The sequence below is a fragment of the Halogranum gelatinilyticum genome (genome assembly GCF_900103715.1).
GTDB classification, from domain to species: domain Archaea; phylum Halobacteriota; class Halobacteria; order Halobacteriales; family Haloferacaceae; genus Halogranum; species Halogranum gelatinilyticum.
The window spans coordinates 196190-217950 of the sequence record NZ_FNHL01000004.1; the positions used below are offsets into that span (position 1 = coordinate 196190).

General features: G+C 67.0%; 26 protein-coding genes. 19 read left to right on the top strand and 7 right to left on the bottom strand.

The genetic code is table 11. The features are described from left to right. Positions 1 to 31 precede the first annotated feature (31 nt). Positions 32 to 1819 (bottom strand): ABC1 kinase family protein, encoded by a 1788-nt coding sequence (locus BLR57_RS14385; protein WP_089698717.1) that lies wholly within the window; start codon positions 1817 to 1819, stop codon positions 32 to 34. 166 nt (positions 1820 to 1985) lie between these two features. On the opposite strand from BLR57_RS14385, the gene BLR57_RS14390 reads away from it, so the two are divergent. The 3 genes from BLR57_RS14390 to BLR57_RS14400 all read left to right on the top strand — a co-directional run bounded on the left by BLR57_RS14390 (position 1986) and on the right by BLR57_RS14400 (position 3637). After that, positions 1986 to 3014, top strand: coding sequence for an NADP-dependent oxidoreductase (locus tag BLR57_RS14390; RefSeq protein WP_089698719.1), 1029 nt, complete (start codon positions 1986 to 1988; stop codon positions 3012 to 3014). Positions 3015 to 3077: 63 nt separating this feature from the next. Next, positions 3078 to 3302 carry a hypothetical protein gene (locus tag BLR57_RS14395; protein ID WP_089698721.1) on the top strand — a complete coding sequence of 75 codons (225 nt, stop codon included), beginning with the start codon at positions 3078 to 3080 and terminating at the stop codon, positions 3300 to 3302. 65 nt (positions 3303 to 3367) lie between these two features. Next, positions 3368 to 3637, top strand: coding sequence for a DUF8147 domain-containing protein (locus BLR57_RS14400; protein WP_089698723.1), 270 nt, complete (start codon positions 3368 to 3370; stop codon positions 3635 to 3637). Here BLR57_RS14400 and BLR57_RS14405 read toward each other — a convergent pair. Then, positions 3583 to 4176, bottom strand: a complete 594-nt coding sequence (locus tag BLR57_RS14405; RefSeq protein ID WP_089698726.1) for a SprT-like domain-containing protein — start codon at positions 4174 to 4176, stop codon at positions 3583 to 3585. The two genes, BLR57_RS14400 and BLR57_RS14405, sit on opposite strands and share 55 nt — an antisense overlap. A gap of 451 nt (positions 4177 to 4627) precedes the next feature. Here BLR57_RS14405 and BLR57_RS14415 point away from each other — a divergent pair, with 451 nt between their 5' ends. Continuing rightward, on the top strand, positions 4628 to 4903 hold the full coding sequence (locus BLR57_RS14415) for a hypothetical protein (RefSeq protein ID WP_089698730.1): 276 nt from the start codon (positions 4628 to 4630) through the stop codon (positions 4901 to 4903). A 6-nt stretch (positions 4904 to 4909) separates the two neighbouring features. On the opposite strand, the gene BLR57_RS14420 is transcribed toward BLR57_RS14415, so the two are convergent. Beyond that, complete coding sequence (locus BLR57_RS14420; protein WP_089698732.1) at positions 4910 to 5677, bottom strand: HFX_2341 family transcriptional regulator domain-containing protein; 768 nt, start codon at positions 5675 to 5677, stop codon at positions 4910 to 4912. 482 nt (positions 5678 to 6159) lie between these two features. Here BLR57_RS14420 and BLR57_RS14425 point away from each other — a divergent pair, with 482 nt between their 5' ends. The 4 genes from BLR57_RS14425 (at position 6160) to BLR57_RS14435 (ending at position 10099) form a co-directional block, all read left to right on the top strand. After that, on the top strand, positions 6160 to 8262 hold the full coding sequence (locus tag BLR57_RS14425) for a bacterio-opsin activator domain-containing protein (RefSeq protein WP_170830653.1): 2103 nt from the start codon (positions 6160 to 6162) through the stop codon (positions 8260 to 8262). A gap of 141 nt (positions 8263 to 8403) precedes the next feature. Continuing rightward, positions 8404 to 8550 carry a hypothetical protein gene (locus BLR57_RS19475; protein ID WP_170830654.1) on the top strand — a complete coding sequence of 49 codons (147 nt, stop codon included), beginning with the start codon at positions 8404 to 8406 and terminating at the stop codon, positions 8548 to 8550. A 543-nt stretch (positions 8551 to 9093) separates the two neighbouring features. Further along, positions 9094 to 9579, top strand: a complete 486-nt coding sequence (locus BLR57_RS14430) for an Lrp/AsnC family transcriptional regulator (protein WP_089698734.1) — start codon at positions 9094 to 9096, stop codon at positions 9577 to 9579. A gap of 55 nt (positions 9580 to 9634) precedes the next feature. Then, on the top strand, positions 9635 to 10099 hold the full coding sequence (locus BLR57_RS14435) for a universal stress protein (protein WP_089698735.1): 465 nt from the start codon (positions 9635 to 9637) through the stop codon (positions 10097 to 10099). A 1-nt stretch (position 10100) separates the two neighbouring features. Here the strand turns inward: BLR57_RS14435 and BLR57_RS14440 are convergent, their stop codons facing one another. After that, positions 10101 to 10829: a HoxN/HupN/NixA family nickel/cobalt transporter gene (locus BLR57_RS14440; RefSeq protein ID WP_089698736.1), complete on the bottom strand. Its 729-nt coding sequence runs from the start codon at positions 10827 to 10829 to the stop codon at positions 10101 to 10103. 272 nt (positions 10830 to 11101) lie between these two features. Here BLR57_RS14440 and BLR57_RS14445 point away from each other — a divergent pair, with 272 nt between their 5' ends. Genes BLR57_RS14445 through BLR57_RS14475 form a run of 7 tightly spaced genes read left to right on the top strand, consistent with a single transcriptional unit; the run spans position 11102 to position 16430 of the window. After that, positions 11102 to 11482, top strand: a complete 381-nt coding sequence (locus tag BLR57_RS14445) for an urease subunit beta (RefSeq protein ID WP_089698737.1) — start codon at positions 11102 to 11104, stop codon at positions 11480 to 11482. Position 11483: 1 nt separating this feature from the next. After that, positions 11484 to 13193: an urease subunit alpha gene (ureC, locus tag BLR57_RS14450; RefSeq protein ID WP_089698738.1), complete on the top strand. Its 1710-nt coding sequence runs from the start codon at positions 11484 to 11486 to the stop codon at positions 13191 to 13193. Between the two features lie 28 nt (positions 13194 to 13221). Beyond that, positions 13222 to 13539: an urease subunit gamma gene (locus tag BLR57_RS14455; RefSeq protein ID WP_089698739.1), complete on the top strand. Its 318-nt coding sequence runs from the start codon at positions 13222 to 13224 to the stop codon at positions 13537 to 13539. Next, positions 13536 to 14153, top strand: a complete 618-nt coding sequence (ureG, locus tag BLR57_RS14460; protein ID WP_089698740.1) for an urease accessory protein UreG — start codon at positions 13536 to 13538, stop codon at positions 14151 to 14153. The genes BLR57_RS14455 and ureG overlap by 4 nt, the downstream gene beginning before the upstream one ends. Further along, positions 14154 to 15107: an urease accessory protein UreD gene (locus BLR57_RS14465; protein WP_089698741.1), complete on the top strand. Its 954-nt coding sequence runs from the start codon at positions 14154 to 14156 to the stop codon at positions 15105 to 15107. After that, complete coding sequence (locus BLR57_RS14470; protein WP_089698742.1) at positions 15107 to 15739, top strand: urease accessory protein UreE; 633 nt, start codon at positions 15107 to 15109, stop codon at positions 15737 to 15739. Before BLR57_RS14465 ends, BLR57_RS14470 begins: the two co-directional genes overlap by 1 nt. Next, positions 15732 to 16430 carry an urease accessory protein UreF gene (locus tag BLR57_RS14475; RefSeq protein ID WP_089698743.1) on the top strand — a complete coding sequence of 233 codons (699 nt, stop codon included), beginning with the start codon at positions 15732 to 15734 and terminating at the stop codon, positions 16428 to 16430. Before BLR57_RS14470 ends, BLR57_RS14475 begins: the two co-directional genes overlap by 8 nt. A 394-nt stretch (positions 16431 to 16824) precedes the next feature. On the opposite strand, the gene BLR57_RS14480 is transcribed toward BLR57_RS14475, so the two are convergent. Beyond that, the gene (locus BLR57_RS14480; RefSeq protein ID WP_170830655.1) at positions 16825 to 18807 is read right to left on the bottom strand and encodes a PAS domain-containing protein; all 1983 of its coding nucleotides are present in this window, start codon (positions 18805 to 18807) and stop codon (positions 16825 to 16827) included. Positions 18808 to 18913: 106 nt separating this feature from the next. Between BLR57_RS14480 and BLR57_RS19480 the strand changes: the two genes are divergently transcribed. Beyond that, entirely contained in the window at positions 18914 to 19069 is a 156-nt protein-coding gene (locus BLR57_RS19480; RefSeq protein WP_170830656.1) for an HVO_A0556 family zinc finger protein, read from the top strand. Positions 19070 to 19235: 166 nt separating this feature from the next. Further along, positions 19236 to 19466 (top strand): DUF7120 family protein, encoded by a 231-nt coding sequence (locus BLR57_RS14485; protein ID WP_089698745.1) that lies wholly within the window; start codon positions 19236 to 19238, stop codon positions 19464 to 19466. A 1-nt stretch (position 19467) separates the two neighbouring features. Here BLR57_RS14485 and BLR57_RS14490 read toward each other — a convergent pair whose 3' ends face one another. Together BLR57_RS14490 and BLR57_RS14495 are read right to left on the bottom strand one after the other, a co-directional pair. Continuing rightward, positions 19468 to 20289, bottom strand: coding sequence for an undecaprenyl-diphosphate phosphatase (locus BLR57_RS14490; protein WP_089698746.1), 822 nt, complete (start codon positions 20287 to 20289; stop codon positions 19468 to 19470). A gap of 47 nt (positions 20290 to 20336) precedes the next feature. After that, positions 20337 to 20531, bottom strand: coding sequence for a hypothetical protein (locus BLR57_RS14495; protein ID WP_089698747.1), 195 nt, complete (start codon positions 20529 to 20531; stop codon positions 20337 to 20339). Between BLR57_RS14495 and BLR57_RS19025 the strand changes: the two genes are divergently transcribed. Both BLR57_RS19025 and BLR57_RS14500 read left to right on the top strand, forming a co-directional pair. Then, entirely contained in the window at positions 20502 to 20912 is a 411-nt protein-coding gene (locus BLR57_RS19025) for a hypothetical protein (RefSeq protein ID WP_139173368.1), read from the top strand. The genes BLR57_RS14495 and BLR57_RS19025 overlap by 30 nt on opposite strands. A 22-nt stretch (positions 20913 to 20934) precedes the next feature. After that, a complete protein-coding gene (locus BLR57_RS14500) occupies positions 20935 to 21738 on the top strand; it encodes a DICT sensory domain-containing protein (protein ID WP_089698748.1) in 804 nt (267 codons plus the stop codon). Positions 21739 to 21761: the final 23 nt, after the last annotated feature.

Sequence of the window (21761 nt, forward strand, 5' to 3'; positions counted from 1 at the left end):
TGGCCGACGGCTGTCGCTACTCACGCCGTCGCTACTCGCGTCGTCGCTGCCGCATCTCCTGGCGCGTGAACTGCGGGCTGACGCGGAGGCCGCGCTTGCCGCGGAGTGACTGGGCGAACAGCAGGCAGAGGACGGCGGTCCCGGCAGCCGCGACGAGCGGGACGGGTCCGGTCGTCGTCGCGACGAGCAGCAGGGTCGCGGCGACGCTCGCCGCCAGCAGGATGCCGAGACAGAGCCGTTTGGCGAAGCGGTCCCACGGCTCCTCGCGGCCGCCCGCGAGGACGATGCCCAGCGCGAGGTTGCCGCGTTCCGCACGGTCGAGGACGCGTTCGAGTTTGGGCGGTACCCGAACCAGCGACTGTGCAGTGGCCTGAATCTCTTTCTGCGTCGACTCGACGACGCGCTTGACGCCTTCCTCGCCGTAGCCCTCCTCGCGGACGTAGTCGGTGATGAGCGCGATGACGTCGAACTCGGGGTCGAGCGTCCCGGCGACGCCGTCGAGGACCGTCGTCACCCGGACGATGAGCGCGACCTGCTGAGGCAAGCGAAGGGGAAACTCGTAGATGTTCGACTGGAACTCGCCGACCAGCTGCTCGATGCGGTAGTCGTCGAGGTCGTTGCCGCGGAACGACTCGATGGCGAGGTCGAACACCTCGCGCATCAGTTCGCGGTCGGCCGTCGGGTCCAGCGCGTCCATCGCGACGAAGGCGTCGATGACGCCGTCGATGTCGTCGCGGGCGATGGCGACGTAGAAGTCGAGGATGTTGTTCTGAAGTTCCTGAGACACCCGGCCGGTCATGCCGAAGTCGTAGAAGACGATCGAGCCGTCGCGCTTGACCGCCAGATTTCCCGGATGCGGGTCGGCGTGGAAGACGCCGTCTTCGAGAATCATCTGGATGTACGCGGATTCGAGGCGGCGGATGAGTGCCGTCCGGTCGATACCGGCCTCGTCGAGCGCGTCGACGTCGTCGATCTTGATACCGTCGACGTACTCCATCGTCAGCACGCGCGGCGAGGAGTGGTCGACGAGCACCTCGGGGACGATGATCGACTCGTCGTCGGCGAAGTTGTCGCGGATGGTCCGGAGCATCGCCGCCTCGTGGGCGTAGTCCATCTCCTCGCGGATGGCGTCGGCGAACTCTCGCCCTAAGTTCTGCAGGGTGTACGCCTGTCCCTGGGGTGCAGTGGCCGTGAGCAGGGGCATGAGCGCGTCGATGACCCGGAGGTCGGCTTCGACGCGCGGGCGGATGTCCGGGCGGAGCACCTTCACCGCGACCTGCTGGCCGTCGACGCGGGCGGTGTAGACCTGCCCGAGGCTCGCGCCGCTGATGGGCTCGGTGTCGAAGTCGTCGAAGACCTCGTCGACCGGGCCGAGGTCGCTCTCGACGACGGGGCGTACTTCGTCCCAATCGTCGGCGGGCACGCGGTCCTGGAGCCGCGAGAGGACGTCGATGTAGGTCCGCGGGAGGGCGTCGGGGCGGGTCGAGAGGATCTGGCCGAGTTTGATGAACGTCGGCCCGAGCGCGACGAGGCTGTCGAGCAGCCGTTCGGCGCGGGCGGTCTGCTGGTCGGCCGTGACCTGTCGGCGACGGCCGAAGAGGAGGAAGCGTCGGCGGTCCCGGAGATACGTGAGCGCGAGCGGGAGGAACTCGCGGACGACGGCGACGAGTCGGACGAGCGCGCGCAGGCGGAGCCAGTCGGTGTCGGCGTCCGTGTCGCTCGCGGCGGACTGCTCGTCGGCGGCCGCACCGTCGGCGTCGGAGCTCACGCCGTCTGCGACGGCGGCGGCGAGCGAGGACCGGGTGGTGTCGTCGTCCATCGGGAGGCTAGATGGAGTGGCGACCCGCGACGACAAGAACCCCACGTCCGCGGCGAGACGAGTGTTCTGTGTCCACACGGCCCATATCTCACTGCCCCGAGAGGGGGCAAGACCCTCGCCCGGCGGAGGTCCTTTTACCACTCTCAATCAATTGGCTGTTGTTCCGATGACCGACCTCCCCGAGACCAACCGCCAGTACCACCTCGCCAAGCGACCGACCGGCGAGCCCGACATGGACACCTTCGAACTCGTCGAGGCAGACGTTCCCGAGCCGGACGCGAACGAAGTGCTCGTCAAGACGCTCTATCTCTCCGTCGACCCCTATATGCGGGGCCGGATGCGGGACGCCGAGTCCTACGCGGAGCCGTGGGACGTCGGCGAGCCGATGCAGGCCGGTGTCGTCGGCGAAGTCGTCGCCTCGAACCACGCCGCGTTCGGCGAGGGCGACGTCGTCGTCGGCAACCTCGACTGGGCCGAGTACACGGCCGCGGACGGCGGCGAGCTGACCGCCATCGACCCGGACGTCGCGCCCGTCTCAACCGCGCTCGGCGTCGTCGGGATGCCCGGCCGGACGGCCTACTTCGGCCTGCTCGACGTCGCGGGACCGAAACCAGGCGACACCGTCGTCGTCTCCGGTGCGGCGGGCGCGGTTGGCTCTGTGGTCGGCCAGTTGGCGCGCGAGGCTGGCTGTCGCGTCGTCGGCTTCGCCGGGTCGGACACCAAGACAGAGTGGCTCACGGACGAGTTGGGCTTCGACGCGGCGATCAACTACAAGACGACCGACGACCTCTCGGCCGCGCTCGCGGACGCCGCGCCCGACGGCGTGGACGTCTACTTCGACAACGTCGGCGGTCCCATCACGGACGCCGTCTTCAATCAGTTGAACGTCGACGCCCGCGTCGCGGTCTGCGGGCAGATCTCGCAGTACAACGCGATCGAACTACCCACTGGACCCCGAAAGCTCGGGACGCTCATCCAGAAGCGCGCGAGCGTCGAAGGCTTCCTCGTCAGCGACTTCCAGCCGCGGTTCGAGGAGGCGACGACGCGGCTGGCCGGCTGGGTCGCAGACGGCACCATCCAGTACCGCGAGACGGTGACCGAAGGCTTCGAGAACGCCCCCGACGCGTTCCTCGGGCTGTTCGAGGGCGAGAACATCGGCAAGCAGCTCGTGAAGGTCGCCGAGCGGTCCGAATAGTCCCGTCGAATATACTGTCGTTGGCCACAGAACACAAGTCCCTCCAGCCGGCTATTGGGAGATATGGAAGAAGCACTCGAAGTCGTCGACGTGGTCGCGGACTCCGAACTGGAGGGTGCAGTCACGTGGCTGCTGCGCATCGTCGGCCTCGTGTTGCTCCTCGGCGGATTGGGGCTGTGGCTCCTGACCGAGATGGGACTCCTGGTGCTGCCCGCGCTGCTCATCGTGGCCGGGTTGGTACTGCTCGTCGCGCCGAGCATCCTGCTCGCGCTCGCAGAGTTGGCCTAGCGAACTAGCAAACACGACGCGCAGTACGGAGTCGGAGTTATTCTCACCGCCCGCGTAGGGGCGGTATGGTCCTCGAACAGGAGACGAACAGTGACGAGACGGCCAGTGGCGAGGCTGTGCGTGCGAGGTGGCCGCCCGCCGTCGCCGCGCTGCTCGGTCTCGGCTCGCTCTTCGGCGTCGGACTCGCGGTGACAGCCTACTTGGAGCCGTACGTCTGGCCGTCGGTGCTCGTCGGGGTTCCGGCGGGACTCGTCGCGGGCGTCGTCGTCACCGTCGTGAGCTACTGGCTGTTGACGCGCTGGCAGCGGAGGGCTGCGGCACAGCACGAAGACTGATACTGGCTGTGTTCGCGGACGAGTTTGCAGTCGCGGTAGCGACGCGCCACGACCTGCTCGCAGTCGCCACAGGAGAGGACGAACTTCGGCGTCGCGAAGCGTCGGCACTTGACCGGCGTGTCGAGCGTTTCGGCGCGGTGCTTGAACCGGGAGCCGTGGTTAGTCGTCCCGAACCGCTGGAACTGCTCGACGTGGACGAGTTCGTGTCGGAGGGTTGCGGCCCACTCCTCGCGGTCGAAGCTCTGGGCTGCTTCCCAGGTGAGTGAGACGGTGCAGGTCGGCGGGTGGGGGTCGGCCGTTGCGTCGTGACTGGACCAGTCGACTGGCGTGCCGACCGCGGCGTCGGGGATGCGCGGGCGTTTGACGGCGGCGGCGCGGCGTTTGGCGCGAGTCGAGACCTCCCACTCGACGCGCGAGAGGTCGACTGCGAGGTCGGTTGTCTCGGTTTGGGTGTGGGCGTAGCGGCGGGACCACGCGACTAGGGCGGCGTGGCTGTCGAGGGTCTCGTACGCGTCGGGGACGGCGTCGTCTGCCACGATTGGCGTGTTGTGGGCGAGTGGTATGAATGGTTCTGCTATCTGTGGCGGAGTCTGTTAGGGCGAGGAAGTGCGTAGGCGATTGTGTAACTGGAGACGCCTCGAAAGCCCCGACGCGCTGGACTCGGTGACCTCGTTGCGCGCGCTCCCTCCGGTCGCGTGCTAACGTCGGTCGCCTTCGCCCAGCGCGTCGCCCCTTTCAGTCCCGCCCGCGACAGCCACGTCCTCCCCAGCCGATTCGCTCACTTCGCTCCCGCTCGTTCGCTCATCCCTCGCGTGCGTGTCTCGCGGCACAGAGGCCGCGAAGCCACGCGCCACGACCAGTTGGACACTCCACGGGGCTTTCGAGGAGTCCTCTTCAGCGGACGAGACCAATTTGACCGACACGAACGAATCGACGAGACACACCATCACTCGATAAACGTTCAAACCGATCCGTGCCGACACGTCGAGTATGAAAGTCAAGTACCGCGTCACGAACCCTGAGAGTCCCGAACCGGACTACGAAGCCGTCGAGACCGTCCCCTGCTGTCAGGAGTGTCTCGACGCCTGGGAGCGCGAGACGTTCACCTTCGAGGCGGGCGTCGACCTCGACACCGACGAGTCGGTCGCCATCGTCTGCGTCCGCGCCTACGAACGCACCGACGAGGGCGAGTTCGAGAGCGCGCTTCCGATGTATTACTGCCCCTTCTGCGGGACCGGCATCCTCTGTGTCGAAGTCGACGACTAGCCCGAATTATCCGAATTTCAGTTTGTGCTCGAAGGCGACGTAGACGCTGTGGCCGATGTCGGTCAGCGAGACGAGTTTCCGGCGGCCCGCGCTCCGCACGTCGAGATAGCCCTTCTCCGTCAGCGGGTCGACGACCGCGCTCTGGAGTCGCCGGTACTTCGACTGGCGGTTCGTCGTCGGCGGGTCGACCATGAACCGGAGGTCTGCGTTCTCGGCGAACTCGATGAGGTCGCGCTTGCGGACGGTGTAGCCCTTCTCAGCCTGTTTCGCGAGATAGTCCATCACCGCGATCTGTGGGCGGGTCGGCGACTCGATGGGGTAGTCCGGGAGGGACTCGACGTTCGCGACGCCCGTGGTCCGCGGTTCGCGGTGAACGTCGTGGGCGTTGGTCTCGGGTTCGACGGTGTAGGCCGTCGCGTGGGTCGTCATGCAGGCGATGGTGGTGCCGACGGCCGCCAACGCGGTCCCACTGGAAACGTTGACCAGCACCTCGTCGTCGCCGTGTCGGGCGACGAGCGTGGTCGTCCGGCCGAGCACGTCGTAGATGTCTTGGAGGTCGACGTCGACGCGTTCGACTTCGATACCGGTCTCGACGAGCCTGGCGACGAGGTCGTCGTGGTAGTCGGGTGACGACGACGAGGGCGTCGTCGGCCCGAGCAGGTAGAGGAGGTCGGCGTCGTACCGCGTCGCGGGCAGGAGGATGCGGTCGTGTTCGTACCCGAGCGGGGCGATGTGGACGCGCCGCACCGAGTGGAGTCCACGTGAGTCGTCCATAGCACTCCTGGTCGTGAGAACGGCTTGAATGGTTCGGAGGTGAGTGGGAGAATGTGGATGGTCGGCGTCGAGGAGGTGATGAACGGTCGGTATCGACGAGACCGGAGAGAGTCGACGTCGACGATGGTGGAGGGCCGACGTCGACGAAGCGATGGAGGGCTGGCGTCAGCGGGGCAAACGGACACGCGCCCCACAGCGGGCAGCGGACAGGCGAACACGCCGCGGGGCACGTGCAACTCAGTCAACTCCGGATCGGCTATTGAGAATTGACACGAGACAGCCGTGACAGTCGAGAATATCAGGATGACAAGTAACGGCCACTGGGAGCGCGTATTATCGGCTGGACGGCCGGTAAATCGGGAGAAAACGGGTGGATGGGAATCTCTTGTGAGCGACGTGGAAATAGAGATGACACCTGTTTGAACAAGCCATTGATTACCCCTGATGGCATAGCTTGTTACCAAGGAGCATGGCTTGTGGATTTGGATGACACGAAACAGTACAACGAGCACGCACGGGCCGTCGACGGGGAAGCACAGTTACAGACACTCGTAGACAACGCGCCGGTCGTCCTGTCGGCACTGGACGACGACGGCGTCGTCCTGCTCTCGGAGGGGAGAGGGCTGGACGCGCTCGGACTCGAACCGGGAGAGCTCGTCGGCGACTCCGTGTTCGACCGCTACGACGACGTACCGACCGTCGTCCGTAACGCCCGTCGGGCACTCGCTGGCGACTCGTTCACCGCGACCGAGGAGGTCGAGGGCATCAGTTTCGAGAGCATCTACCGGCCGGTCTTCGGCCAACGGGGCACCGTCGAGTGGGTCGCTCGGGTGTCCGTCGACGTCACCGACCGCCGCCAGTACGAGGAGACGCTGGCCGCGCTCCACGGGTCGACGCTCGCACTGGTCGACGCCGAAACGAAGAGCGAGGTCGCCGAACGCATCGTCGACGCCGCGACCGACGTACTCGATCTGACCGGCGTCGTCCTCTTTCTGTTCGACGAGACGACGAACTGTCTCGAACCCGTCGCGGTCTCGCCCGACGTCGAGTCGTTCGTCGGCGAGCCGCCGACCTACCGTCCGGGGACGTCGATCACCTGGGACGTCTTCGCGGAGGGCGAATCGCGCGTCTACGGCGACGTCCGAGAGTCGGAGTTCGTCGACAACCCCGACACGCGCGTCCGCAGCGGTCTCTACATTCCGTTGGGGAGCCACGGCGTCCTGGTCGCCATCTCCGCCGAGCGCGACGCCTTCGGGGAGGAGACCACCGACCTCGTGACGCTGTTCGCGACGAACGCCGAGGTCGCCCTCGACCGCGTCGACTACGAGGAGATGCTTCGCACACGCGACGACGAGTTACAGACGCAGAACGACCAGCTCACCCGACTCAACGAACTCAACGGCACCATCCGCGAGCTAGTCCAACGGCTCATCCGCGCCGACACACGCGAGGAGATCGAGCGCGCCGTCTGCGAGCGGCTGACGACCGTCGACCGCTACGGGCTGGCGTGGGTCGGCGACGCCGACGTGGTCCGCGAAGAGCTGGTCCCGCGCACCTGGGCCGGTGGCGACCACAGCTATCTCGACAGCGTCGACCGGTCGCTCACGCCCGAGGGCGGTTCGACCGAGCCAGCCTGCGTCGCGGCGAGCAGGCGTGAACTCGTCGCCGTCGACAACGTCGCCGAGGGACTCCGGGACGACCCGTGGCGCAAGGAGGCACTGTCGCGCGACTACCAGTCCGTCCTCGCCGTCCCGCTCGTCTACGAGGGCTTCCTCTACGGCGTGCTCACGGTCTACGCCGCCCGGCTGAACGCCTTCGACGAGACCACCTCGGCGGTCCTCAGCGAACTCGGCGAGACCATCGGCTACGCCATCAACACCGTCGAGACGAGACGGGGCGTGTTGACCGACGGGACGCTCGAACTCGACATCCGGCTCTCGGAGACCGACGACCTGCTGGCCCGCGTCGCGCGGAGCGTACCGTGTCGGCTGGGCTTGGAGGGAATCGTCCCCGAGACGGACACGGCCGTGTTGTTCGTGACCGTCACCGACGCCGACGTCGAGGAGGTTCGCGCGGCCTTCGAGGAGCTGGTGAGCGTCTCGGCGGTCCGCGTCGTCGCCGAACACGACGACGAGGGGCTGCTGGAAGTCGTGACGAGCGGCGAGACGCTGCCGGGGACGTTGACCCGACACGGGGCCGTCCCGAAGTCCGTCACCACGACCGACGACGGCCTGCGCGCCTTGGTCCACGTCGCCTACGACACCGACGTCCGGGCCTTCTTGGCGATGCTCCGCGAGAAGTATCCCGACGTCGAACTGGTGGCCCGCCGCGACCGGGAGCGGTCGCTCGACCCCGGACAGGGCTTCGCGGCCGAACTCGACCGACGGCTGACCGACCGACAGGCGGAGGTGTTGAAGACGGCGTACTGCGGCGGCTTCTTCGAGTCGCCACGCGAGAGCACCGGCGAGGAACTCGGTGCCTCGCTCGGCATCACCCAGCCGACGTTCAACCACCATCTCCGGGCTGGCCAACGGAAGCTGTTCGACCAGCTCTACGACGGCGAGGGTCGCCGTCTAGATGAATAGACGGTCACTCCCGTGTGACTCGTTCCACGAAGAGAACACCGCTATGACCCTCCCACTGATACTGGTGACTGTGAACGTGACACGGACCCACGCATCTCCGACGGCTCGTGTTGCCGCCACGCTCGACATCCGCAACGAACCATGAACGACGAGCAACAGTCCCAACAGACGATTGCCGCAGAGTACACCGAGTTCACCCTCGGAACCAAGACCATCAGCCTCATCTCCGACCCGGACAACGCCCGAGCGTGGCTCAAGTCCGACGTCACAGTGGGTCTCGAGCGATAAGTACGGCTCTCACGGCTTTTCTGACGGTATCACCCGAATCACCCCGAGCGAAGCGACGGTTTCGCCGACGAGCGAGGGACGAAACCCGACGACTGCGGAGGGGTTCGAACGTGTCAGATCAGACTGTACTCTAGATGAATAGTATCCGTTCGGGGCGGCGTCGTTTCACGTAGATAGAACCGATATGGCCTTCCCCGGAGTACCGTGGTATGTGAACACCCGGCCGACGCGGGGCGACCGCGGGTGGCTGGCGACAGCTGTTCACAGTCCAACTGCCATGTGGACCGGACCCGGCCGTGAGGCACGCACCCATCCCTTCCCACACCCCCCTCGTTGCCCCACGCCTATCCTCGGACTGACCGGGTCCGTCCCGTCGACCGGCCGCCACAGACGGCGTTACTGCCAATCGTAACCATAACCATGGCCGTGGTGGCCCGTTCCAACCAATCGAGCGAGCCGCTGCGATGCCGACACGCACAGGGCGTCGGCCGTGCCGCAGTCGGGGATTACTTACCGCTGCCCGGAGAGGCTAGCCTGAGACCGATGGACGAGCGTGACATCAGACTGCTGAAGGCCATCGCGGACCTCGAAACCGGGAGTCCCGAACAGCTCCACGAGGAGACGGGGATTCCCGTTTCGACGATCCACTACCGGCTGAACAACCTTCGGGACGAAGGCATCATCGTCAACGACCTCTACGACATCGACCTCGACGCGCTGGGACTCGGTGTGACCGTCATCGTCGAGATTCTGGCCGACTACAGCGGCAGCCACGAGACGGTCGGCGAGAAGATCACCGATATCGAAGGCGTCACGCAGGTCTACTTCACGATGGGCGAGACCGACTTCGTCGTCATCGCCCAACTCTCCTCCAGCGACATGGTCGAACGGCTCATCAGCGACTTCGAGTCCGTCCCCGAGGTCGAACGCACCAACTCGACGTTCGTCATCTCGACGCTCAGAGAGAGCCACCGCGCGCTCCAACAGTACAGCCTCGACACGCTCGTCGACGAACTCGCCGACGAGTAGCGCGCCCCCTCGCTCGGCTGTCACTTATTTGAGACCCGAACGCGTACCGCATGGTATGTACGAGACCATCCTCCACGCGACCGACGGCAGCCCCTACTCCGCGGCCGCCGCGGAGAACGCCGTCGACCTCGCCGCACAGTACGACGCCGCACTCCACGTCGTCTCGGTCGTCGAGACGGACGTCGCCTTCTCGGAGACCATCTCCGAACAGATTCTGGAGGACCTCGAAAAGCGCGGCCAGCAGGCGGTCGACGCAGTCGCCGAGCGCGCGGCCGAAAGCGGCGTGAGCGACGTCCACACCGCCGTCGTCCAGGGGACACCCCACCGCGCCATCCTCGACTACGCCGACGAGCACGGGGTCGACCTCGTCGTCGTCGGCACCCACGGCCGGACGGGACTCGACCGGCTGCTGCTCGGCAGCGTCGCCGAGCGGGTGCTCCGGACGGCGGAGCTGCCGGTGTTGGTCGTCCGTGGCGAGCCAGAAGAGGAAGAGGAAGAGGAAGAGGAAGAGGAGGAGTGACTCAGAACGGCGTGCCGACCGCGCCGAGGACCATCGTGGCCGCGAGCGCGACGACGCCGACACCGGCGACGGTCTGGACCGCGCCGAAGGCCCGCACGCCGCGACCCTGCGTCAGGCCGAAGACGGCACCCGCTCCCGCGCCGATGAGACTCATCGCGACGGTGATGCTGACCGCGTAGGTCGTCACCGCGAGGCCGACGACGCCGCCGTCGAACTGCGGCAGGAGCGTCGACGTGAACGCGAGCATACTGAGCGGGGGTGAGAGCGTGAACAGTGCCCCGACGAGACCGGTCTTCAGATAGGCTCGGACGCTCCGGTCGTGTTCGGCGTGGCTGTCGTGGTCGGTCGTCCCGAAGAACGGCAGACCGACGTGGACGTGGCTGTGACTCTCGCCGCCGTGGTCGTGTTCGTAGACCGCGGCACGGAGACCCGAGACGGCCATCATGGCACCGAAGAGACCGAGGATGACGCCTGCGGCCGTCGTCCCGACCGTGTCGAGAATCGGCGGGAACGACGTGCTGCCGAGGACGAGATAGGCCAGTCCGACCCAGACGACGACGACGGCGGCGTGGCCGAGGCTGAAACAGGCCCCGACGAGTGCCGACAGCCGGGCGTCGCCGTAGCGACTCGTGAGCGATGAGATGCCCGCGACGTGGTCGGGTTCGATGGCGTGGGTGACGCCGAGCAATCCGGCCGTCGCGAGCGCGACACCGACCGACTCTGCACTCATGATACTGCCCGGTTCACCGTCGGGTGATTTGAGTTCCCCGGTCCGGCGGCGGATGCCGCGGAGCCGGTGACTGTGTGTGCGTCACGCATGGATTCCTCCGTGTCTTTCTCGGTGTCAGTGCTAACCGTATTCGAGTGGGCAAATATTGGGTGATTCGGCCAAGCCTATTACATTCTTCTCGGAACGGTGCGCTATGCGTGACAAACACCAATTGACTGTCGAGCAGCGGGATGGACGCTGCGCGCCCTCCGCGACCCCGGGAGCGGTCGTCCATGACTGAGGAGTCACTCGTCCCCGGCGAAGTGATTCCGGGCGACGGCACCGTCACCATCAACGAGGGGCGGAAGGAAGCGACCGTCAGCGTCGCCAACACGGGCGACCGGCCGGTCCAGGTCGGCTCGCATTTCCACTTCTTCGAGGTGAACAAGGCGCTCGACTTCGACCGCGAGACCGCCTTCGGGATGCGACTCGACATCCCCGCGGGCACAGCCGTCCGGTTCGAACCCGGCGACGAGCGCGAGGTCGACCTCGTCGCCTACGCAGGCAAGCAGCGTATCACCGGCATGAACAGCCTCGTCGACGGCGCGACGAGTCGTGGCGCGCGCGAGGACGCACTGAAACGTGCCCGCGACGCCGGATTCAAGGGGGCCTGAGATGGCGCGCGACTTGGACAAAAAGCGGTATACGGACCTCTACGGGCCGACCGAGGGCAGCAAAGTGCGCCTCGGCGACACCACTCTATTCGCCGAGGTCGAGGAGGACTACACCACCTACGGCGACGAGGCGGTCTTCGGCGGGGGGAAGACCCTCCGTGACGGGCTCGGGATGGCTCCCGGCACGACGGCCAAAGAGGGCGCGCTCGACTGGGTGCTGACGAACGCGACCGTCATCGACCCGGTGCTCGGCATCGTCAAGGGCGACATCGGCATCAAGGACGGCGAAATCGCGGGCGTCGGCAAGGCCGGCAACCCGAACACGATGGAGGGGGTCCATCCGGACCTCGTCGTCGGCGCGAGCACGGACGTCTACCCCGCGGAGGGCCGCATCGCCACCGCGGGCGCGCTGGACATCCACGTCCACTTCAACAGCTCCGGTCTCGCCGAACACGCGCTGGCCGCGGGCATCACGACGATGATGGGCGGCGGCTACGGCGGCGGCGCGACCACGACCACGACCGGCCCGGTCAACATCAAACGCTTCCTGCAGGCGGCCGAGGAGTGGCCCATCAACGTCGGCTTCTACGGCAAGGGCAACAGCAGCAAGCCCGCCAGCCTGGAGGAGCAGGCGGAGGCGGGGGCCTGCGGGCTCAAACTCCACGAGGACTGGGGGGCGACGCCCGCGGCCATCGACACCTGTCTCTCCGTCGCCGACGACATGGACCTCCAGGTCTGTCTTCATACTGATACGCTCAACGAGGCCGGCTTCGTCGAGGACACCTTCGCCGCCATCGACGGCCGGACGATCCATATGTTCCACATCGAGGGCGCGGGCGGCGGCCACGCCCCGGACATCCTCGAGCTCGTCGGCGAGCCGAACATGCTGCCGTCGTCGACGAACCCGTCGATGCCCTACACGGTCAACACGTTCGACGAACATCTCGACATGGTGATGGTCTGTCACCATCTGAACCCCGACGTCCCCGAGGACGTCGCCTTCGCCGAGTCGCGCATCCGCGCGGAGACGCTCGGCGCGGAGGACGTCCTCCACGACGAGGGCGCGGTCAGCATGATGACCTCCGACTCGCAGGCGATGGGGCGGATCGCCGAAGTGATTCCCCGTACCTGGCAGACGGCGGACAAGATGAAGAAACAGCGCGGGCCGTTACCCGAAGACGAGGACACTAGAAACGACAACCACCGTATCAAGCGCTACGTCGCGAAGTACACGAAGAACCCCGCCATCGCGGCGGGCATCGACGACTACGTCGGCTCGCTCGAACGCGGCAAGCTCGCGGACATCTGTCTGTGGGACCCGGCGTTCTTCGGCATCAAGCCGGACCTCGTCATGAAGGGCGGCTTCCCCGTCCTCTCGGAGATGGGCGAGTCCAACGGCTCGCTCATGACCTGCGAACCCGTCAAGCAGCGGCCGCGTGCGGGTGCCATCGGCAAGGCCAAACACGCCCTGTCGCTGGCGTTCGTCAGCCAAGCCGCCGCCGAAGCGGAGGTCGGCGAGAAGTACGGTCTCGACAAGACGGTCGTCCCCGTTCGGGGGACGCGGAACCTCGACAAGGGCCAGATGCTCTACAACGAGGCCACCCCGGACATCGACGTCGACGCCGAGACCTTCGAGGTGAAGGTCGACGGCGAGATCGTCACCAGCGAACCCGCCGAGGAGATCCCGCTCGCACAGCGGTACACCCTGTAACTGCCTCACTCACCCACTCACATCACCAATGAAACTCAGCCCCAAAGACGAAGAACGGCTCACGGTCTTCATGGTCGCCGAACTGGCCCGCCGCCGCAAGGAGCGCGGCGTGAAACTCAACCATCCCGAGACAGTCGCCTACATCTCCGATTGGGTCTGCGAGGGCGCGCGCGACGGCCGCGACGTGGCCGAACTTCGCGCCGACGCGACCCAGCTGCTGACCCGTGCGGACGTCATGGAGGGCGTCCCCGAGATGATCGACATGATTCAGGTCGAACCCACCTTCCCCGACGGCACGAAGCTCGTCACCGTCCACGACCCCATCCGGCTGGAGGGCGACGAATGAACTACCGCAACGTCGCGAAGGTCGGTATCGGCGGTCCCGTCGGCTCAGGGAAGACCTCGCTCATCAAGGAGATAACGCCCTCTCTCCTCGAAGACGAACTCGACGTCGGGCTCATCGCCAACGACATCCTGACCCAGGAGGACGCGAAGGCACTCAAGGCCGCCTTCGCGGGCGACATCCCCGACGAACTCGTGCAGGGCGTCGAGACCGGCGCGTGTCCGCACACAGGAATCAGAGAGGACCCCTCGATGAACTTAGAGAAGATCAACGAGTTCGTCGACACCGAACCCGACCTCGACCTCGTGATCGTCGAGAGCGGCGGCGACAACCTCGCGGCGACGTTCAACCCCGAACTCGCCGACTACTTCATCTACATCATCTCGGTAGCCGAGGGCGACGACATCCCCCGCAAGCGCGGGCCGGGCGTCGTCGACGCCGACCTGCTCATCATCAACAAGACCGAACTCGCGCCCTACGTCGACGCCGACTTGGAAGTCATGGAGCGCGACGCCCGCGAGGTTCGGGACGGCCCGACCGTCTTCACCGACTGCAAGACCGGCGAGGGCATCGAGGCCGTGGTCGAACACATCCGCGAGCAGGTGCTCTTCGCGTAGATGTCCACGGAATTCCGCCCCGCGTCGTTCGACGAGTACGCGACCGAAGCCGTCCCGCAGGCCGCCGCAGGCTCCGCGGGCAAGAACGGCATACTGGAAGCGACGTTCGCGGCCGATTCGACGGGGCAGACACGGCTCGTCCGCGACTACGCGAAGGTCCCCTTCCACGTCACGGGCGACCTGAGCCACGACCAGGAGCTGCCCGAACTGGCGAGCCTGTTCGTCCAGTCGCCGACGGGCGGCATCGCGCAGGGCGACCGACACAGTATGGACGTCGAGGTCGGCGCGGACGCGAAGGCCCACGTCACCACCCAGAGCGCGACGCAGGTGCTCGGGATGGAGCGCAACTACGGCCGTTCGGACGTCACCATCAGCGTCGACGACGGCGGCTACGTGGAGTTCCTCCCCGAGCCGGTCATCCTCTTTCGGGACTCGCGGCTGCTCCAGCGGGTCGACATCGAGTTGGGCGAGGACGCGACCGCCGTCTTCGGCGAGACAGTCGTCCCCGGCCGACTCGCCCGCGGTGAGGCGTTCGATTACGACCGCTACTACTCGCGAATCACGGCGTGGGACGGGAGAGACGACGGAGACAGTGCTGACGGCGGCCGACGACTGTTCGAAGACGTCGTCCATCTCGCGGGCAAAGACGCCGTCCAGGGACCGGGCGTCTTCGGCGACTACCGCGTGCTCGGCAACCTCTACGTCGTCGGGACGGGGTTCGACGAGGGCGAGGCCGCCGAACTGAGCGACCGGTTGCACGAACGGGTCGCAGGCGACGGCGACGAGGAAACCGAGGCACTCGCGTCGGCGTCGACGCTCCCTCGAGAGCGCGGCGTCGTCGTCCGCGCGCTCGGGCCACGGACCGACACCGTCACCACGGCACTCGCCGCCGCGTGGGACGAGACACGGCAGGCGCGCTTCGGCGTCTCCGCCCCGGAATCGAGGAAGCTCTGATGTTGGTCGCAGACGGGGTGCGAGGCAACGTCCACGAGGACGACGCACTGCACGACGCGTACCACGACCACGAGGACGCGGGGACGCTCGAACGGGTCGTCGTCGACCGCACGACCCGGCGGCGCTCGCGGTTCCGGACGACCACGGAGTCGGGGACGGACCTCGGCGTCGTCGTCGGAACGGGAGAACTGACGCCCGGCGACGTGCTCGCCGTCGACAGCGAGCGGCTGTTCGTCGTCGAGTTCGAGCGGGAGGACGCGGTGGTCGTCGAGCTACCCGAGAGCGAGGGCGACGCCGAGACGCTCGCCGCCGCCGTCGCGTTCGGCCATCTCGTCGGCAACAAACACTGGGACCTCGCGGTCGACGACGGCGAGGTGTACGTTCGCGTCGGCGCGGACGGCCACCGCGTCGAAGAGGAACTGGACGCCGAGTTGCTCGACGGCGCGACGCTCCGGCGCGAGCAAGTCGACCCGACGCTGTTCGACGAGAGTCCGGGGGACCACGAGCATACGCACGGCGGTGAAGGACACGGCCACAGCCACGACCACGGCGGTGGAACGCACGACCACGACCACGGAGACGCGGGCCACAGCCACCCCGTCTCGCGCCCGAGGGAGGGCCGTGATGACTGACTCGGATCCGCTCGCGACGGTGACGGCCTTCCAGTTGGCCGACTCCTTCCTCCCGGTTGGGACCTACACCGCCTCCTACGGTCTCGAACAGTTCGTCGCCAGCGACGCCGTCGACGACGTCGAGAGCCTCCAGACCGTCCTCGAAGACTACCTCCGTCACCAGATCGGGCCGTGCGACACGGTCGTCCTCGCCCGCGCCTACGACGCAGCGAGCGAGGGGGACCTCGACGGCGTGGTCGCCACTGACCGCCGACAGGAGGCGGTGACGCTCACCGCGGAGTTCCGCGAGAGTTCGACGAAGTCCGGCGGCCAACTACTCTCGTTGCTGGCCGAGACGGAGGACGACGAGTTCCTGGCGGCGTACCACTCGCGCGTCGCCGACGGCGACGCGCCGGGCAACTACGCCGCGGCCTTCGGAGCCGTCGCAGCAAGTCAAGGAATTCCCCGCGAGACGGCCTGTCTCGCGCAGGGATACGGTTTCGTCGTCGGCCTGCTCGGGGCGGCCCAGCGGCTGATGCGGATCGGCCACACCGACACCCAGCGGGTGCTGGCCGGGCTGAAGCCCGTCGTCACCGAGATTGTCGCCGACCACGAGACGCGGCCGCTCGACGAGATCCAGTCGTTCGCGCCGATGGTCGAGTTGGCGTCGATGGAACACGAGCGCGCCGAGCGGCGGCTGTTCGTCAGCTGACAGCCGCCGCCGTCCGCTTCACGTCGGCTCAGACGGTCGTTGATAGTTGTGTCTCCCCGCCTACATCAACCGCGCACATTCGCTAAACAAACATAACGGAATTTTGATACTCTCGGTGCTGAAAACGGAGCGTGCGACCAACGTCCCCGTCGGGGACGGTCGCCGCTCAGAGGCATCCACCGATTCGACGCTCTCCTGCGTTCTGGCCGTCGGCGGTAGTCTCGCGGACTCGGGCAACTGCTCGCAACTACTCGACCGATGGCCGGAGCGCGTTCTTCTCTCGGAGGTGTCGACGACGAACAATGGACCTTGTCGATAACGGGCAGCAGATGCTGTCGGCGACGGACAGTGGACGCTGTCGACGACGAGCAATGGACCCTGCCGACGACGAGCGTCACGACGCTGGTGTCGCGGGGAGCGTGACGGTGACGGTCGTACCCTGTCCGTCGTCAGCGAGGCCGATGTCGATGTCGCCGTCGACGGCATCGACGAGCCAGTAGCTGAGCCACAGGCCGAAGCCGTCGCTGTGGTCGAGCGGCGTCTCCTCGTTGCCGAGCAGTCGCCGCTCGTGGGGCGGAATGCCGGGTCCGTTGTCGACGATGCGGACGACGACCTGTGGCCGCGCGCTCGCGGCCCGACAGGAGACGTCGACGGCGACGCGGGGTGTCTCGGCGTCGTTGTGGACGATGGCGTTCTCCACGAGTTGCTGAAAGGCGAACCCGAGTCGGTCGGTCGCGAGCACCCTCGCCTCGGTGGGTGCCGAGAGCGTCACCGCCGCGTGGGGGAACGCCTCCTCGACCGTCGAGAGACAGCGTTCGAGCAGTGCGACGACGTCGACCGGATACGTCGGTGATGGTTCGTCGAGCGTCGACTCGACGAGTCGGGCGGCGTCGCTGAGTTCGAGGAGGTCGTTCGCAGTCCGAGAGATGACGGTGGCGAACGGGCGGGCCGCCGGGTCGCGGTCGACGAGGAGGTCGGTGTAGCCCTCGATGATGTTGACGCGCGTACGGATGTCGTGACGGAGGACGCGGTTGAGGACCGAGAGCCGCTGTCGGTGGCGGGTGAGCCGCTGGTTCTGTCGTTCGAGGTTGGTGACGTCGACGACCGAGAGGATGACACCGCCCGCTCCCTCGTCGCGGAGGGGAGCGGTATCCAGCGAGTACCACCGTCGGTCGCCGTCGGGAAACTGGACCTGTAGCTCCACGCCCGAGACGCTCTCGCCCGTCTCGATGGTGTGGCGCGCCGCCGAGTCCTCCGGCGACAACGGTTCGCCGTCGGCGGTGAACAGCCGGACGTGCTGGGAGTCGAACAGTTCGTCGAGCGACCCGATGCCGGTCCGTTCGACCAGCCGCTCGAACTCGCCGCTGGCGCGGACGATCCGTCCATCCTGGTCGAGGACGGCGAGTCCGACTGGCGCGGTGTCGAGGACCCGCGCCAGCAGCTTCCGCTCGTCGGCGAGCGCGACCTGTGACTGCTGGCGGTCGATGAGCGTCCCCATCTCCGTCGCCACCGTCGACAGCAGGTCGAGGAGCTGCTCGTCGCGCTCGCGGCGGTCGGCCAGGAAGAAGACGAGGACGACGATGACCGACCCGTCGTGACAGATCGGGACGCTGACAGCCGACTCGAACCCGGCGGCGGCGACCTCCGCGGCACGACAGAAGGGGTCGTCGTCGCCAGTCGGGAGGTCGGCGAGCCAGATCGGCGTGGCCGACGCCCACGTCCGACCCGGCAACCCCTCGCCCGGCGCGAAGCTGAACGAGGCCGACAGCTCCCGAAAGGTCCGGTGGCCGGAGTCGCTCCCGTGCCAGATGGGACTCGGCTCCAGCCGTCCCTCCGCGTCGTCGGGAAGCCACGCCTCGCCGTAGACGAACGGCGTCGTCCGGCAGATGGTGTCGACGACGGTTCGCAACGCCTCCGCCGTCGTCTCGGCGGTCGCCGTCTCCCTGATGACCTGTTGGAGTAGCTGCCGCTCGGCGAGCGTCCGCGTCTCGTCCGTGATGTCGATGCCCTCCGCGAGAACCGCGTCGACGTCGCCGTCGGCGTCACGGAGGGGTCGGAGGGAGACGGTGAGCGTTACGGTGTCGTCGACGCCGTAGTGCTCCGCGTCGAACCGGACGAACTCGCCGTCGGCCGCGCGGCCGATGGCGGCGACGAGTTCCTCGCGCTGCTCGTCGCTTTGGTCCCACCACGGCAGCGTCCAGAAGGGCTGGCCGACGACGTCCGCCTCGGCCGCGTCGACGAACCGGAGTGCCGCGTCGTTCACGCGGCGGAGCGTCCCGTCGGTGTCGAGAAGTCCGACGAACGCGCCGGGATCCACGAAGAGCGCGTCGAACCAACGGTCCGGCGGGTCTCCACTGTGGCCGTCTGGATCCCTCATGGTTAACGTAATTATGATGTGTGCCGACATTAATCGTTGCGACGGCCGTGACAGGTCGCTGGGGCCGCCAGTAGATTGATATCGGGGGTGGCGTATGCTAGCAGTGATGTCTTCGACCATTGACCGTGACACACTCGTCGACAAGCTATCCGGCCGTGACTGTCACTACTGTGACGACGGGACCCTCTCCAGTGGGACGTACAAGGACAACACCGCCGTGGTCTGCGGAGACTGCGACACGCCCGCGCTCCAGCTCTGGTGAGCCGCGTCGAGTGAGGCGGGCGGCCGCCTCCGTGCCGTCGAGTCGGCCCGAGCAGTCGAAGTCGAACGAGCGAGGAGCGTCCGCTGGACCGCGAGCGTGGAACGCTGCACCGCGTCCGGCAGGCGCAGTCCAAGCGTTCTTACCGCTGGCGCGACAAGGTCAAGCGATGCCACGAATCGAAGTCTCCCTGTCGGACGACGTCCATTTCCAGTTCGAACGCATGGTCGACGAGGAGTTCGTCAACGAGGACCAGGCGGTCGAGGAGTTGCTGTCGGCCGGGCTCGAAGCCTACAACGTCGCCCCGGAGGCCGAAGACCGGACGGGCTACGAACAGGGTGCAGAAGACAACCTCTTCGACACGGACGGCGAGGACCCGAGCGCCCGCGACACGCTCTGAGCTAGACGAACAGTAATCCGACGCCACCCGCGACCGCCAGCCCTCCTAACCCGACGCAGACGCCCCAGAAGGGGACCCGCCGGACGAGTTTCATCAGCGCGCCGATAGTCAGATACCCCACGAGCGCCGCGACCGACAGCGAGACGAGCGCCGCGGCTGGCGTGACGCCCGGCAGCCCCCCGAGGTCGGCGACGGCCAGCACCCCGCCGCCGAGCGCGGCCGGAATCGAGAGGAGAAACGACAGCCGAAACGAGTCGGGACCGTCGTGGCCGCGGAGCAAGAGCGCGCTCGCAGTCGTCCCCGACCGGGAGACGCCGGGGAGGACGGCCAGCCCCTGTAACGTCCCGACGACGACGGCGTCTACGAGGTCCGGATTCTCGCGGCCGCCGAGCGACAGCGACCCGGCGAACCGCTGGAGCAGTCCAGTCAGCACAAGGAGACCGCCGACGAGTGCGACGAACGCGCCGCCGGTTAGTTCCGAGACGAACCGGTCGAGCGCGCTGTAGGCGACGATAGCAACGACGCCAGAGGCGAGCGTCCCGAGCGCGAGAAACGAGAGCGTCGCGGTCTCGCCGTCGAAGGCCGTTCCAGGTCGCCACGAGGGGAGACGGCGAGCCACGCCGAGCAGTTCGTCGCGGTAGTAGACGGTCGCCGAGAGCGCGGTTCCGGCGTGGAGAAAGAGCGCGTAGGCGACGGCGGTCGAGGGGTCCGAGCCGAGCGCGGTCAAGGCGATGGCGATGTTGCCCTCGCTGGAGATGGGGAGCCACTCGAAGACCCCCTGCAACAGTCCAACGACGACGGCGATGACGAGCGCGCGGTCCATGTCCTCACCGGCGGGAGAGTCCTACAAAAACGGTTCGGGACGTCGGCTCAGTCCTCCGCGGTGTCGGCCGCGGCCGTACGGATTGTCGCCTCCGAGCGGACGTCGGCGACGAGGTCCGACAGCAGATGGACGTAGAGGACGAGACCGACGAACACGGCGAGAAAGCCGTCGACGAGTACGAGTCCGCCGACCGCGAGACCGCCGAGGACGACGTGGCTCAGGAGCCGCCGGAGGACGCCCACGTCGCCCGGGTCGAAGATGGCACTCTGGTCGAGGAAGACGATGCGAGGGTCACGAAGGCAGCGACGGACGGCCGTCCACGAGCCGGTGTTGAGCCGGGCGACGAGGAAGTGATCGAAGTCGATGCCGACGCCGACGGCGGCCGCGAGCCCGACGAGCAGCCACCACGGATACGGGACGTCGACAGCGAGGAGGACGGTACCGGCGACCGCGAGCGAGCCGAGGAGATGGTGTTTCGAGTAAATCGTCGCTCACCAGCCACTCCGACGGGCGGGGGCGGGATAAAGCCGTCCCGGTCGGAGACGGGCGAATCCACCCGACGACGAGAACCTGACAGCCGACAAACGTTCTGTGGATTCAGCTATGCAAACAATGAAGTGTGACAGCGTACCTATGAAACTGTGAATGTCACTCTCGGAACTCATCGCGGGCGTCGAAGACCATCGGAAGACGCTCACCGTCGTCAACGCGAGTCCGGGGGTCGCCGACAGTCTCCGTGACTACTTCGTCGATAGAAACCTCCACGTCGCCGAAGAGACCTCCGAACACACACCGAAAAACTACATCGTCCTCGGGCAGGACGAGACGTTTCTCACGGCGACCAGCGTCGCGACCCTCCTCGCCGACGAACAGGTCGACCCGGGCTTCGAAAACGCCAGCTACCGGCCGGTGCTCGACGAGATGGACGAGACCATGTTCACCTCCTACGACATCGGGCGGATGGTCGCGGCCTCGCGAGAGATCGAAGACCGCGCGTGGCGAAACGGGAAGGGACAGCTCCACGCCGGGTTCCAGCGGCTCTCGACGCTCGAAACGCAGTTCGAGGTCTACAGCCGACTGGGGAGCCGCGGCGACCTCGATGTCCACGCCTACGCCGCACCCGACGTCGACGTTCCGGAGACGCCGGGCGTGCGGGTCCACGTCGAAGACACGGAGGAGATCCGTCGCTCGTGGTTCGTCGTCTACGACGGCGGCGGCGTCGACGAGAACAAATGTGCCCTCCTCGCCGAGGAGCGAGAGCCGCGGGAGTTCTACGGCTTCTGGACCTACGGTAGCGACACGGTCGACTACATCATCGACCATCTGACCACGTCCTACGCGTTCGCCGAGACCGACGGTGGCGATGGCGACGGTGACGGCCGCGAGCGGCCGACGGGGCGTCGGGGAGACCGGCCGCTCCAGCCACCGCAACGGCTCGTCAGCCGGTAGTCGTCGCGTCGGCGACGCGGGTG